Genomic DNA, 13110 nt, shown 5'->3' with positions numbered 1-13110 from the left:
TTCACCTCGACCTCCTGTCACGGTCAGGCCCCCGCTTTTCAGGCGCGAGGGTGATTAGTATCAAATTTTGGAGTTTTATTACAACCACGGCCCCGAGCGAGCGGGTACAGAATTCAGCCCATCCCGGCCCATGATTAAAAAAAACAAACCAAATTAGGGGCTTATATCAGCAAAAAGCGCCAAAAAAAGTGATCCAACCAGTCAAAAAAAATGTTTTGTCCCACCTCTACCTTAGCGTTTTTTGTTCTTATGAAATCTGCCCCTGGCTCACCAGATGAAACGAAATCGGAAAAAATAACCATTTTGTAACGATCAGGGGGCCGATCCCCCGCCATCTGGCAGGTGTCGGCCCCCTCGTTCAACCCCGGCCAGAACCGGGGTCCATTGCTCGCCTCTTACCAGGCCGCCTCATAAATATGCCGGCTCTGTGCCAGGTCGATGTCGCCGTGCTCACCCAGGCTGGTCATGCCGTGCTCCTCGAGCTTGGCCAGCAGGGCGTCGATGCCGGCGTCCGCCATGCCGTAGTCACGCAGCCGGGTCTTGACCCCCATGCGCTCGAAGAAGTCGCGGGTGGCAGCGATGGCCCCGTCGATGCGCTCCTCCTCGCTGCCGCTGCGCAGATCCCAGACCCGCTCGGCGTATTGCAGCAGCTTGGCATGCTTCTGTTCACGCTTGGCCTGCAGCAGGGCGGGCAGTACCACCGCCAGGGTCTGGGCGTGGTCCAGGCCGTGCAGGGCGGTCAGCTCGTGGCCCAGCATGTGAGTGGCCCAGTCCTGGGGCACGCCGGCCCCGATCAGGCCGTTGAGGGCCAGCGTGGCGCTCCACATGATGTTGGCGCGCACGTCGTAGTTCTCCGGCTCCACCAGCGCCTTGGGGCCCTCTTCGGCCAGAGTCAGCAGCAGACCCTCGGCGAAGCGATCCTGCACCTTGGCGTTCACCGGGTAGGTGAGGTACTGCTCCAGGGTGTGGATGAAGGCATCCACCACGCCGTTCGCCACCTGGCGCGCCGGCAGGGTGTAGGTGAGCACGGGATCCAGCACGGCGAAGCGCGGCATCACGAAGGGGGAGAAGAAGTGCTGCTTGTCACCCGTGCTCTTGCGGGTGATGACCGCCCCCATGTTCATCTCCGAGCCGGTGGCCGGCAGGGTCAATACGGTACCGAGCGGGATGGCGGAACCCACCTCGCCCCCGACAGTCTCGAGGATGTGCCAGGGATCCCGGGCCGGATCGTAGTGGGCCGCCGCCGCGATGAACTTGGTGCCGTCCAGCACGGAGCCGCCGCCGACCGCCAGCAGGAAGTCGACCTTCTCGGCACGGGCCAGCTCGACGGCCCCCATCAGGGTCTCGTAGGCGGGGTTGGGCTCGATGCCGCCGAACTCGAACAGGGTCATGCCGGCCAGCTCGCTGCGGATCTGGGCCAGCAGGCCGCTGCGCACCACGCTGCCGCCGCCATAGGTGATGAGCACGCGGGCATCGCCGGGGATCTGGTCACGGAGCTGGGCTACCTGGCCCTTGCCGAACAGCACCTTGGTCGGGGTGTGCAGGATGAAGTTGTTCATGGGATCTCCTCGGGTAGGAATGGTCGCTATGGGATGAGTTGCATTTTTCTCCTGTCGAGGCTTACCATCAAGGGAACATTCTGCCAATTTTTTGCCTATTCCTACTAAGCCTGGAAAAATGAGCACAATTCAGCCCCCTGCGACGACACACCAGTCCACCCTGGCTGCCCGGCTCGCCGCCCTGGCGCCACGCCAGGGCATCACGCCGGCCCCGGTGCCCGGTGTGCACCTCATCTACACCACGGAGCACCACGACCGCATCCCGGTGCTCTACCGCCCGCGCATGATCATCATCCTGCAGGGGCACAAGGTGGGTTACCTCTCGGACTTCACCTTCCGCTACGACCCCGATCACTACCTGATGATGACCCTGCCGCTGCCCTGCGAGTGCGAGTGCTTCGCCTCTCCCGAGGCGCCCCTGGTCGGCCTGTCGCTGGAGATCGACGTGGCGGCCCTGCAGGCCCTGCTGCTGGAGATGGGGGATGCGGCCCCCGCCCCGGCCGAGCCGGGCCGCGGCGTGGTGTCGGTCCCCCTCTCCGAGCTCATGCTGTGCGCCGTGGAGCGCCTCATCGACGTGATGGACAAGCCCCTGCACGCCCGGGTGCTGGGCCCCCAGATAGTGCGCGAGATCCTGTTCCACGCCCTGCACGACGGCGGCGGGCCTGCCCTGCTCGCCATGGCCAGCCGCCACAGCCAGGTGAGCCAGATAGCCCGGGTGCTGCGTATCATGGAGCAGCGCTTTACCGAGAACCTGACGGTGGAGGAGCTGGCGGGGGAGGCCAACATGAGCGTGTCGGCCTTCCACCACCACTTCAAGTCGGCCACCGCCACCTCGCCCCTGCAGTACATCAAGACCCTGCGCCTGCACCGGGCGCGCATGATGATGCTGCACGACGGCCTCAAGGCCGGGGTGGCGGCCGGGCGGGTCGGCTACGAGAGCGGCTCCCAGTTCAGTCGCGAGTACAAGCGCTTCTTCGGCAACACTCCGAGCGAGCACGCGGCGCGTTTTCGCGAGGGACAACTTCGTATCGTGGAGGGATAGATGCGCGTATTGGTTTTGGGGATGCTGGCCCTGCTGGTCAGCGCCTGCACCGGCATTCCGCAGGGGCACCAGGTGGTCAGGCCGTTTTACCTCGATCGCTACCTCGGCACCTGGTACGAGATAGCCCGCCTCGACCACGGCTTCGAGCGCGGCCTGAACCGGGTCACCGCCACCTACAGCCTGCGGGATGACGGCGGGGTCAGGGTGATCAACCGGGGTCAGGAGCCCGACGGCAGCTGGCGCGAGGCCGAGGGGCGCGCCTACTTCCTGGGGGCAAAGGACGAGGGGCGCCTCAAGGTAAGCTTCTTCGGCCCCTTCTACGGCAGCTACAACGTCCTCGCCACCGACTACGAGCTCACCCTGGTGAGCAGCTACAACCTGCAGTACCTCTGGATCCTGTCGCGCACCCCAGAGCCCCCCGAAGCCGGAGTCCAGGCCCTGATCGCCCGGGCCCGCGCTCTGGGGTTCAATACCGACGCGTTGATCCGGGTCAGTCAGCGCTAGGGGCCCGCCACGGGTTCGCGACGGGCGATCCCGGCACCCCTTCACCGCGGGCTTTCAGATCGAGCCCGCAGCATGACACAAGGCGACCCGAGGTTGCCTTGTGTCGCTGTCCTGCCGGCTCGTCTCTGGAGCCGGAAGCGCTCAATCTCCCGCTCCAGCCGCTCGGTCAGCGGCCTGAGATCGGCGGTGGCGTCGTGAACCCGGCACAACATAACCCGCAGTAAAACGTCACCTGACCGGCAGCCTCTACTGAGTTTTGGATTTATCGCGGCGTATTCACGAAGAGATCGGCTCAGAAGGGAGCCCCGCCAGCTCGGTCAGCAGCAGATCGAGCAGGGCGGGAGGCCGCTCCCGATGCCAGGCCAGCGCCGTGGTCACCACCTGCACCTCCCCCGCCAGCGGCAGGATGACCACGTTGGCGGGGGCGCTCTTGTGCAGCGTCTCCGGCACCAGCGCCACCCCCTGGCCACAGCCGACGAAGGCCACCTGGGAGGCCACGGTGCGCGCCTCGTGCAGCACCCTGGGAGCGAACCCGGCCCCGTGACAGCAGGCCATCAGGGTGTCGAAGTAGGTCGGATTGAGGGCGCGGGGGAACAGCACGAAGGGGGTTTCCGCCAGGGCGGCCAGGGGCACGACCGACTCACACGCCAGCGGATGGGTGGCCGGCAGCGCCACGGCCAGCCGATCCTGCTTGAGGGGGTGCACCCGGATGCTCCCCTCCTGCTGCTCGGCCAGCCGCACCAGCGCCAGATCCAGCTCGCCGCTCTCCAGCGCCGGAATGGCGTCGGCACTGTCTATCTCCCGCACCGAGACGGTGACCCCGGGGTGGCTTAGCTTGAGGCGCTCGATCACCCTGGGCAGCTCGTCCAGCATGGCGGAGGTGATGGCCCCTATGGTCAGCACCCCCACCTGGCCCGCCGCCGCCTCCCGCACCGTCAGCTCCAGGTGCTCCAGGTGATCCGCCAGCCGCCGCACCGCCGGCAGGATCGCCTGCCCCGCCGGCGTCAGCTGCACTCCCTTGGGGGTGCGATCGAACAGCTTCACCCTCAGGGCGTGCTCCAGCACCTTGATCTGCTCGGTCAGGGGCGGCTGGGTCATGCCGAGGCGGCGGGCGGCCCGCCCGAAGTGTCGCTCCTCGGCCACCGCTAGGAACAGCCATAGGTGCCTGACGAGTCGGAAATTGATCATGTTCCATAGCCTCTACGAATCGTCTCGTTACTTTCTTTGGATTTTACGTATAGGGCAGCGCGCCGAACAATACGCCGTCCCCGTCAACTCTACTGGAGTCCCCGTGCACCTCTACCTGATGTTTCTCGCCCTGGCGGCCCTGACCATACTGAGCCCAGGCCCCAGCACCCTCAAGTCCCTTACCAACGCCCTCAACCACGGGCTGGGCCCGGCTCTGGTGGGCATGGCCGGCCTCACCTTCGGCGTGCTCGCGGTCGCCACCCTGTCGGCAACCAGCCTGGGGGTGCTCATCGCCGCCTCTCCCACCACCTTCGAGCTGGTGCGCTATGGGGGCAGCCTCTATCTCCTCTGGCTCGGCATCAAGCTGTGGCGCTCCGTCCCCGCCCTGCCGGGAGACGCGCCCCCGGCGGCGCACCGCCACCTCTTTCTGGAAGGGGTCATGCTGCAATTCTCGAACCCCAACGCGCTGATCTTCTTTCTCTCCATACTGCCTCAGTTCATCGATCCGCAGCGCGCCTACCTGCCGCAGTTTCTGCTACTGGTCTCCAGCTTCTGCCTGCTCATGATGATGGTACACGGCGGTTACATCCTCTCGGCCCGCAAGGCGCGGCGCTGGCTGCAAGGAGGGGGTGGGCGCCTGTTCAACCGCATCAGCGCCCTCGCCTTTCTGCTGCTCGCCATCCTGCTGCTGCGGAGCTAGACCGTTCGCGCCATGGTCCCGGGAGCCGGCCTAGCTCCCGGGATAAAACGCCGCCTAGCGGTCGAGGCGGCGCTCACTCTCCTCGAAGAATTCGGCCAGCGCCCACCACATCAGCACGGGGTTGGAGTACATGGGGAAGTGGCCGCACTGGGGGATGGAGGTCAGACGAACGCCCTCCCGCGCCAGCGTATCGAGGTAGGAGAGGTGGGCATTCTGCTCGCCATACATGAAGTGAACCGGGCAGGGCAGCCCCAGGAACTTGTCGAGCAGCGCTCCCTCGTCCGAGCAGGCCACCATGGAGCGAAAGATGGGGCGCACCGCCCCGGCGCGCACCTTGTGGCGCAGGGAGGCCGCATAGAGGGTGCTCGCCAGATCGCGCCCGTGGCGGGTCCGCTCGATAAAGGCGGCAAAGAAGACCTCGTCCTCCTGCGCCGGGTGCTCGTGCACCTGACGGCTCAGGAAGCAATCCTCCGGCGCCAGGTTGCCCTCTATGCTGGTGAAGCTCAACACTCGCTCCGGCCTCAGGTGCGCCAGCAGCAGGGCCGTCAGCCCGCCCATGGAGTGCCCCACCAGGTGGTATTGCCCCCAGCCCCGGCTGTCGATCATCGCCGCCGCAGTCGCCGTCGCCACCAGCAGGGGCAGGTCGATGCGCGCCGGATTATCTATGGTCGTGGCGCCGCAGCCGGGGGCATCCCAGGCCAGGAAGGGGCGGTCATCGAAGTCCGGGTGATGGACCACATCGGCGTAATCCTCCTTGGTGGAGCCAAAGCCGTGCAGGAAGACGACAGGGGCTCGCCGACCGTCGCGGCCGATGGCGGAAATGTCGAGCCGGACCTCCCCCAGGTGCAGGGGCTGGGTCCATTCGGTAAAGCGGGGGGACATGGGATCTCCTTGATACGGGTCTGCCACCATGGGCTGGCCCCCGATTATCACCAGACAGGGTGACAGAGAGAATTTTGTTCCGGGTATCGACCCCATTCGCTCAGGCTATGAAGATGACGAAGTTCATTCGAATTGCCGGATCATCGCCGGATGAAGACCCGCAATGAAGAGCAAGTAGAGAAGAGAACGCCAGGCAAGATGCCATCACCGTGAGCGACATACTGACGCCTAGTCAGGACAGGGGGCGAGCAGCAGGAGGTGGCGACGCAAGAGGGTACACGGGAGTATATCGGGAGAGCAGAAATGCGAAAGGCCAGCTCAATGAGCTGGCCTCTCTGAAAAATGGCAGGGGCGGCAGGACTCGAACCCGCAACCATCGGTTTTGGAGACCGCTGTTCTACCAATTGGAACTACGCCCCTGCAACAAACGAGGCGAATTATACAAAGCCGGGATCAAAGGTAAAGGCTTTTTTTCTCACTTTTGATGCGATCGAACAAATGACGAGCAAATCGTCGCACTTCCAGCAAGAAACAGGGATAAGCCGCTGTATTTGCAGCCTCAACAGGGTAGGAATGGGACACAAATGGGGGTAGGGTGAACTCAGGTAGAGGGAGGTCGCCCATGCTCAATTACCGATTGCTGCAACAACTTGCGCCGCTCAACTTCAGGGACGAGCGCCAAACCGAGTCCCTGACCGACTATCTCGCCCGGGTCTCCCCCCTGGTGCCCTTCATCCCCGAGAACGTGCTCACCCAGTGGATTTACCGCCATTGGCGCGGTTTTGAATCCAACTGGAGCTTTATCGATCTCGCCAGCCACGGCTTCGAGTGTGAACGCTGGTCCACCGCCCGCATTGTGGGCGAGATAGACTCCCGCCACATGGAGGTGATCGACCGCTGGGGCGAGATGCTGCGCCACAACCGTTACGTGCGCCGCTCCTGGCTCGGGGAGAAGATGTTGAGCGAAGGGAGCTGGCCAGAACCGGTCATCGTGCTGGCATCGACGGCAGGGGACAGCTACCCGAACGGGCAACCCCTGCCCTCCCCCTATTGCCTGCTGGAGGGGCACCACAGGCTCGGCTATCTGCGCGCCATGGCGCAGGATGGCGAGCCACTGCGGGCGCAGCACCAGGTGTGGGTTTGCCGACCCGTTCGCAACACTTAAACGTTTTTCCGCGCAAATATTGCCTTTGAAATAAATTTTTGACAATTCAAAAAGCGACTCTATAATCTGTCCGGTTTGAAAAAAGGTCGGGACAGGACGATGCCGTTTTTGATGAAAAAAGCAGCCTTGCAGACGGGTGGAGCGCACCAGAGCGGCCCCGTTGTTTCCGGTTCCCGACCCACAGATCCCCAATTGTTTTTAAAAAAAGCCCCTGTTTCAGGGGCTTTTTTTTGTGCCGGAAAAACCTTCATTGATGTCAAAGGGAATGCAGACGATGACCAATCCACTCTATAACAAACACGTCATCTCCATCTCGGACCTGACCCGGTCTGACATGGAACTGGTGGTCGCCACCGCTCAGCGGTTGAAGGCCGAACCCGACACCCGCCTGCTGAAAGACAAGCTGGTCGCCAGCTGCTTCTTCGAGGCCTCCACCCGTACCCGCCTCTCCTTCGAGACCGCGGTCCAGCGCCTGGGCGGCAACATCATCGGCTTCGCCGACGGCGGTAACACCAGCGCCAAGAAGGGCGAGACCCTGGCCGACTCCATCAAGATCATCGGCTCCTACTCCGATGCGGTGGTGATGCGTCACCCGAAAGAGGGCGCCGCCCGCCTCGCCTCCGAGTTCTCCCGGGTACCTGTCATCAACGGCGGTGACGGCTCCAACCAGCATCCGACCCAGACCCTGCTCGACCTCTTCTCCATCCACGAGACCCAAGGGCGCCTGGACGGCCTCAACGTCGCCTTCGTCGGCGACCTGAAATATGGCCGCACCGTCCACTCCCTGGCCCAGGCCCTGAGCCTGTTCAACTGCCGCTTCTTCTTCATCTCCCCGGAGGCGCTGGCCATGCCGGACTACCTGTGCGAGGAGCTGGAAGAGAAGGGCATCCAGTTCAGCGTGCACGAGACCATGGAAGAGGTAATGCCGGAGCTCGACATCCTCTACATGACCCGCGTCCAGAAAGAGCGTTTCGACGAGACCGAGTACAAGCACATGGCCGCCAAGTTCGTGCTGGAACTGGCCACCCTGGAAGGGGCCAAGCCCACCATGAAGATCCTGCATCCCCTGCCCCGGGTCGACGAGATCGACGTGGCCGTCGACAAGACCCCTCACGCCTACTACTTCCAGCAGGCAGAGAACGGGGTCTATGCGCGCCAGGCTCTGCTGGCACTGGTACTGAACGAAACCGTATAAGGGAAAGGGGAACATCATGTCCGAGAAGAACCAACTGCAAGTCGAAGCCATCCGTCACGGCTCCGTCATCGACCACGTCCCCGCCGGCCAGGGCATCAAGATCCTCAAGCTGTTCCAGCTGATCGAGACCCAGGAGCGGATCACCGTCGGCTTCAACCTGAAATCCGGCGCCCTGGGCAAGAAGGATCTCATCAAGATAGAGAACACCCGCCTGACCGAACAGCAGGCCAACCAGCTGGCCCTGTTCGCCCCCAAGGCCACCGTCAACATCATCGAAGACTTCGTGGTGGTGAAGAAACACCAGCTGGCGCTGCCGGAGTTCATCGCCGGGGTGTTCCACTGCCCCAACTCCAACTGCATCTCCCACAACGAGCCGGTGGACAGCTACTTCCGCGTGCGCGAGGTGAAGGGCGCGGTGCGCATGAAGTGCAAATACTGCGAGAAGTCCTTCACCCAGGACATCGTCAGCGAGCGCTACTGATACCCCGTCAAAAATATCCATGTGGGCCCCTCCGGGCCCATTTTTGACTCCTGTCACATCACTTTTTCCCCCTTTGGTTATAATTTGCCATCTCATAACGGCTAGGCATCGCTCATCCCCTGCGGGAAGGCTCGTCATCAGTGTTTTTTGCTATGAAAAACAGGAATGACAGACTGGGCGAGATAGCCATCGCTCATCATCAAAGGAAGTCGCCATGGTCAAGACCCTCAGCCGCCCCCTGGATCAAGAGTCCGACCAGGCTCAGCTCGATGCCTGCCGCCAGATCATCGGCCAGCACTGCTACAGCACCCAGGAGGAGATCCGCCGCGAGCTCTCCGTGCGCGGTTTCGCCGACATCAGCCAGTCCACCATCTCCCGCCTGCTGCGTCGCCTCGGTGTCGCCAAGGCCCAGAATGCCAACGGCAAGAAGGTCTACACGCTAGTGGAGGAGCAGCTGGAGCCCGCCGGCAGTACCCGCTCCGTGCACGACATGGTGCGCGCCGTGGTGCACAACCAGCAGATGGTGCTGGTGCACACCACGCCGGGCGCAGCCACCGTGGTCGCCCGCCTGCTGGACCGCCATGCCGATCCGGAGATCCTGGGGGCCGTGGCCGGCAACGACGTGGTGCTGATCGCCCCGCGCCACATCAGCCGCACCCGCCAGGCCCATGCCGCCGTGGTGCGCACCCTGGAGCGGGCACGCTAGGCCCCTCCCCCGCATGCAGCAAGGCGACCCTGGGGGTCGCCTTTTTATTGTCCGTGGTTTGCCGGGGATCAGGCCGCCATCATAAAAAAAACGGGAGCCCCTGGCTCCCGTTTGCGGTGTCGATCTCAGCGTCATGCCAGCATGGCGCCCAGGCTCAGGCAGGCCACGATCAGCACGGTCAGCAGGCCGAGCAGCGGGGCCACCCACTTCAGGTAGCGCACATAGGGCACCTTGGCGATGGCCAGGCCGCCCATGACCACGGCGGAGGTCGGGGTCACCAGGTTCACCAGGCCGGAGGCGGACTGGTAGGCGGTAACCACCAGCTCGCGACCCACGTTGGCGAAGTCGGCGAGCGGCGCCATGATCGGCATGGTCAGCACGGCCAGGCCGGAGGAGGACGGCACCAGGAAGGAGAGCACCACTTCCAGCGCGAACATCACGTTGATGAACACCACGGTGGAGAGGCCGGTCACTATGCCTTCCGCACTGTGCAAGATGGTGTGGGTGATCATGCCGTTGTCCATCACCACCACGATACCGCGGGCGATACCGATGATGAGGGCCACGCCGAGCAGGTCACGGGCACCGTCGATGAAGTTGGAGGTCAGCTCTTCCTCGCTCATGCGGGAGATGAGGCCGACGATGATGGCGGAAGCCAGGAAGACACCGGAGATCTGCGCCATCCACCAGCCCAGTACGGCCACCCCGTAGATCATCACGGCGAAGGCGGCGACGAAGATGCCCAGCACGATCTTGCGGGTCAAGGTGAACTCCAGCATCTGGTCACTCTTGTTGCCGAGGAAGTGGGCGCGGTTCTCTTCCCACTTGTCGGCCACCAGGGACTTGCTCGGATCGTTGCGCACCATCTTGGCGTAACGCATCACGTAGGCGACACAGAGGATCCAGCCGGCCACCAGCATGGCCACGCGCAGCCAGATGCCGTCGGTGAAGGAGATGCCGGCGGCGTTGGCGGCGATCACGGTGGCGAACGGGTTGATGGTGGAGCCCAGGGTACCGATGCCGGCCCCCAGCAGCACGGTGGCGGCGGCGACGACAGGGTCAAAGCGGGCGGCCATCATCACGGGCACCAGCAGGGTGTAGAACGGCAGGGACTCTTCGGCCATGCCGTAGATGGTGCCCCCTGCGGCGAACAGCGCCATCAGGATGGGGATCATCCACTCCTCGCGGCCGCGCAGGCGGTCGGTGACGCGCTCGATGCCGGCGTCGATGGCCCCCGTCTTGGTCACGATGCCGAGGAAGCCACCGATGATCAGGATGAAGAGGGAGACGTCGATGGCGCCAGCCTCATAGGTGTCGTGGTTGTAGAGGCCGTCGATGGGTGCCAGCAGCACGTCGACGATGCCCTGGGGATTGGCATCCACCAGCTTGTAGGTACCGGCCACCGGCACTTCCTTGCCGAGGGCCTCGTTCATGGTCATCTCGTATTTGCCGGCGGGCACTATCCAGCTCAGGGCGGCCACCAGGGCGATCAGCACAAACAAAATCGTGTAGGCTGACGGGAACTTGAATTTGGTCATGGTCCAGCTTCCTTCTGTGGGTGTGGTATCCATGCAGGCTGCGGGTCGTAGGGTTAGAGGTGTTGTTCCGCTGTCACATGGTCGAAAAGCCGGGGGTCACCCCCCGGCACCACTACTGCGACCTCAGTCGCCCAGCGTAGCAACCATCACTGCCTTGATGGTGTGCATCCGGTTTTCGGCCTCGTCGAACACGATGCTGTGCTCGGACTCGAACACATCCTCGGTCACTTCCAGGCCTTTCATGCCGTATTTGTCGGCCACTTCCTTGCCCATGGTGGTCTCGTCGTTGTGGAAGGCCGGCAGGCAGTGCATGAACTTCACGTCCGGGTTCTTGGTGGCGTTGATGACGTCCATGTTGACCTGATACGGGGTCATCAGTTTCACGCGCTGATCCCAGGCCTCTTTCGCCTCACCCATGGAGACCCAGACGTCGGTGTAGAGGAAGTCGGCACCCAGCACGCCCTCTTTCACGTCTTCGGTCAGGTGGATGCGCGCACCGGTCTCTTCGGCGATCTGGCGGCACTGGGCAACCAGCTCCTCTTCCGGCCAGAAGGCCTTCGGTGCGACCAGGCGGATGTCCATGCCCATCTTGGCGGCGCCGACCATCAGGGAGTTGCCCATGTTGTTGCGGGCGTCACCCAGGTAGGCGAACTTGATCTGATCCAGGCGCTTGCCCTTGCCGTGCTCCAGCATGGTCATGAAGTCGGCCAGGATCTGGGTCGGGTGGAATTCGTTGGTCAGGCCGTTCCAGACCGGCACGCCGGCGTAGGCACCCAGCTCTTCCACGATCTCCTGGCCGTAGCCACGGTATTCGATGCCGTCATACATGCGGCCCAGTACGCGGGCGGTGTCCTTCATGGACTCCTTGTGACCGATCTGGGAACCGCTCGGGCCGAGGTAGGAGACCTGGGCGCCCTGGTCGAAGGCCGCCACTTCAAAGGCACAACGGGTGCGGGTGGAGGTTTTTTCGAAGATCAGGGCGATGTTTTTGCCGACCAGATGCTTGCGCTCATAGCCACCGTACTTGGCCTTCTTCAGGTCGATGGCCAGATCGATCATGTATTGGATTTCGCGCGGGGTGAAGTCCAGCAGTTTCAGGAAGTTACGGTTACGCAGATTAAAAGCCATGATGAGTTCTCTCTATATTTGTTCAGACCAATTGGGGCAGTAGTGTTGACTACGCAAAATTTGTTCGGTTACTCAGGCATTCACTGTGTTGGTGGCAACGATATTGGTGCCGGCTTCGCCTCTGAGGATGGCCAGACCATCTTCCAGGGAACCGATCCCCACCATGCCGCCGGTGGCTTTCACAAATTCACAGGAGGCTTCGACCTTGGGCCCCATGGAGCCGGCATCGAACTTGACCCCGGCCAGCTCGTCCGGGCTGGTGACCCGCAGCGGGCGCTGGGTCGGTTTGCCCCAGTCCAGGTAGACGGCATCGGCATCGGTCAGGATCAGCAGGGCGTCGGCCTTGATCTGCTTGGCCAGGTAGGCGGCAGACATGTCCTTGTCGATGACGGCTTCGATGCCGGTCAGGCTCTGGCCATCCCAGGTCACCGGGATGCCGCCACCACCGGTACAGATGATGAGGTGGCCTTGGGCGATCAGGGTTTCGATGGCGTCACCTTCGACGATGCGCTGGGGCAGCGGAGACGGCACCACGCGGCGGAAGAACTTGCCGTCGGCCTTGACCGACCACTGCTTCTCGGCGGCCAGGGCGCGGGCTTCCGCCTCTTCGTAGACGGGACCGATAAACTTGGTCGGGTTGGCGAACGCCGGATCCTCGGGGTCGACCTGCACCTGGGTCAGCAGGGCGGTGACGTTGCGGCTCGGCATCAGGTTCTTCAGTTCCTGGATCAGCATGTAGCCGATCATGCCCTGGGACTCGGCGCCCAGCACATCCAGGGGATAGGGGGAGACCTTGGTATAGGCGCTGTTCTGCAGGGCCAGCAGGCCGACTTGCGGGCCGTTGCCGTGCACCAGCACCACGTTGTAATCCTCGGCGATGCGGGCGATGGTCTTGGCGGCGGTGGCGATGTTCTTGCGCTGGATATCCGCTTCGAGCGGTTCGCCACGACGGAGCAGGGCATTGCCCCCCAGGGCGACGACGACAGTTGGTTTTTTCATGATGTTACTCTCGAGTCTTGGTC

14 protein-coding genes and 1 tRNA gene are annotated in these 13110 nt (G+C 63.2%); 8 read left to right on the top strand and 7 right to left on the bottom strand.

What is annotated here, in order from left to right; genetic code table 11:
• Positions 1-395: 395 nt before the first annotated feature.
• Complete coding sequence (yqhD, locus tag J9885_RS19635; protein ID WP_210550492.1) at positions 396-1559, bottom strand: alcohol dehydrogenase; 1164 nt, start codon at positions 1557-1559, stop codon at positions 396-398.
• A 118-nt stretch (positions 1560-1677) separates the two neighbouring features.
• On the opposite strand from yqhD, the gene J9885_RS19630 reads away from it, so the two are divergent.
• Complete coding sequence (locus J9885_RS19630; protein ID WP_134694283.1) at positions 1678-2601, top strand: AraC family transcriptional regulator; 924 nt, start codon at positions 1678-1680, stop codon at positions 2599-2601.
• A complete protein-coding gene (locus tag J9885_RS19625; protein WP_210550491.1) occupies positions 2602-3105 on the top strand; it encodes a lipocalin family protein in 504 nt (167 codons plus the stop codon).
• 276 nt (positions 3106-3381) lie between these two features.
• On the opposite strand, the gene J9885_RS19620 is transcribed toward J9885_RS19625, so the two are convergent.
• Complete coding sequence (locus tag J9885_RS19620; protein WP_043764012.1) at positions 3382-4293, bottom strand: LysR substrate-binding domain-containing protein; 912 nt, start codon at positions 4291-4293, stop codon at positions 3382-3384.
• Between the two features lie 103 nt (positions 4294-4396).
• Here J9885_RS19620 and J9885_RS19615 point away from each other — a divergent pair, with 103 nt between their 5' ends.
• Positions 4397-4993 (top strand): LysE family translocator, encoded by a 597-nt coding sequence (locus J9885_RS19615; RefSeq protein WP_210550490.1) that lies wholly within the window; start codon positions 4397-4399, stop codon positions 4991-4993.
• 54 nt (positions 4994-5047) lie between these two features.
• Here J9885_RS19615 and J9885_RS19610 read toward each other — a convergent pair whose 3' ends face one another.
• Both J9885_RS19610 and J9885_RS19605 read right to left on the bottom strand, forming a co-directional pair.
• Positions 5048-5875, bottom strand: a complete 828-nt coding sequence (locus tag J9885_RS19610; RefSeq protein ID WP_210550489.1) for an alpha/beta hydrolase — start codon at positions 5873-5875, stop codon at positions 5048-5050.
• Between the two features lie 343 nt (positions 5876-6218).
• Positions 6219-6295, bottom strand: a tRNA-Trp gene (locus J9885_RS19605).
• Between the two features lie 202 nt (positions 6296-6497).
• Between J9885_RS19605 and J9885_RS19600 the strand changes: the two genes are divergently transcribed.
• The 5 genes from J9885_RS19600 to J9885_RS19580 all read left to right on the top strand — a co-directional run bounded on the left by J9885_RS19600 (position 6498) and on the right by J9885_RS19580 (position 9422).
• Positions 6498-7040 (top strand): hypothetical protein, encoded by a 543-nt coding sequence (locus J9885_RS19600; RefSeq protein WP_210550488.1) that lies wholly within the window; start codon positions 6498-6500, stop codon positions 7038-7040.
• Between the two features lie 99 nt (positions 7041-7139).
• Positions 7140-7334 carry a hypothetical protein gene (locus tag J9885_RS19595; RefSeq protein WP_167576489.1) on the top strand — a complete coding sequence of 65 codons (195 nt, stop codon included), beginning with the start codon at positions 7140-7142 and terminating at the stop codon, positions 7332-7334.
• A complete protein-coding gene (gene pyrB, locus J9885_RS19590) occupies positions 7315-8235 on the top strand; it encodes an aspartate carbamoyltransferase (RefSeq protein ID WP_043764030.1) in 921 nt (306 codons plus the stop codon). Before J9885_RS19595 ends, pyrB begins: the two co-directional genes overlap by 20 nt.
• 16 nt (positions 8236-8251) lie before the next feature.
• Entirely contained in the window at positions 8252-8716 is a 465-nt protein-coding gene (pyrI, locus tag J9885_RS19585; RefSeq protein WP_043764016.1) for an aspartate carbamoyltransferase regulatory subunit, read from the top strand.
• A gap of 214 nt (positions 8717-8930) precedes the next feature.
• Positions 8931-9422 (top strand): ArgR family transcriptional regulator, encoded by a 492-nt coding sequence (locus J9885_RS19580; protein ID WP_043764017.1) that lies wholly within the window; start codon positions 8931-8933, stop codon positions 9420-9422.
• Between the two features lie 131 nt (positions 9423-9553).
• On the opposite strand, the gene J9885_RS19575 is transcribed toward J9885_RS19580, so the two are convergent.
• The 3 genes from J9885_RS19575 to J9885_RS19565 form a co-directional block, all read right to left on the bottom strand.
• A complete protein-coding gene (locus J9885_RS19575) occupies positions 9554-10960 on the bottom strand; it encodes a YfcC family protein (protein ID WP_210550487.1) in 1407 nt (468 codons plus the stop codon).
• Positions 10961-11083: 123 nt separating this feature from the next.
• Entirely contained in the window at positions 11084-12088 is a 1005-nt protein-coding gene (gene argF, locus J9885_RS19570; protein ID WP_042025270.1) for an ornithine carbamoyltransferase, read from the bottom strand.
• A 72-nt stretch (positions 12089-12160) separates the two neighbouring features.
• Positions 12161-13087 carry a carbamate kinase gene (locus J9885_RS19565; RefSeq protein ID WP_210550486.1) on the bottom strand — a complete coding sequence of 309 codons (927 nt, stop codon included), beginning with the start codon at positions 13085-13087 and terminating at the stop codon, positions 12161-12163.
• Positions 13088-13110: the final 23 nt, after the last annotated feature.

The organism is Aeromonas sp. SrichE-2G (assembly GCF_017939565.1).
In the GTDB taxonomy this organism is placed as follows: Bacteria; Pseudomonadota; Gammaproteobacteria; order Enterobacterales; family Aeromonadaceae; genus Aeromonas; species Aeromonas taiwanensis.
The sequence above is the reverse complement of the archived record's forward strand: the minus strand, read 5'-3'. Positions and strand labels throughout refer to the sequence as shown.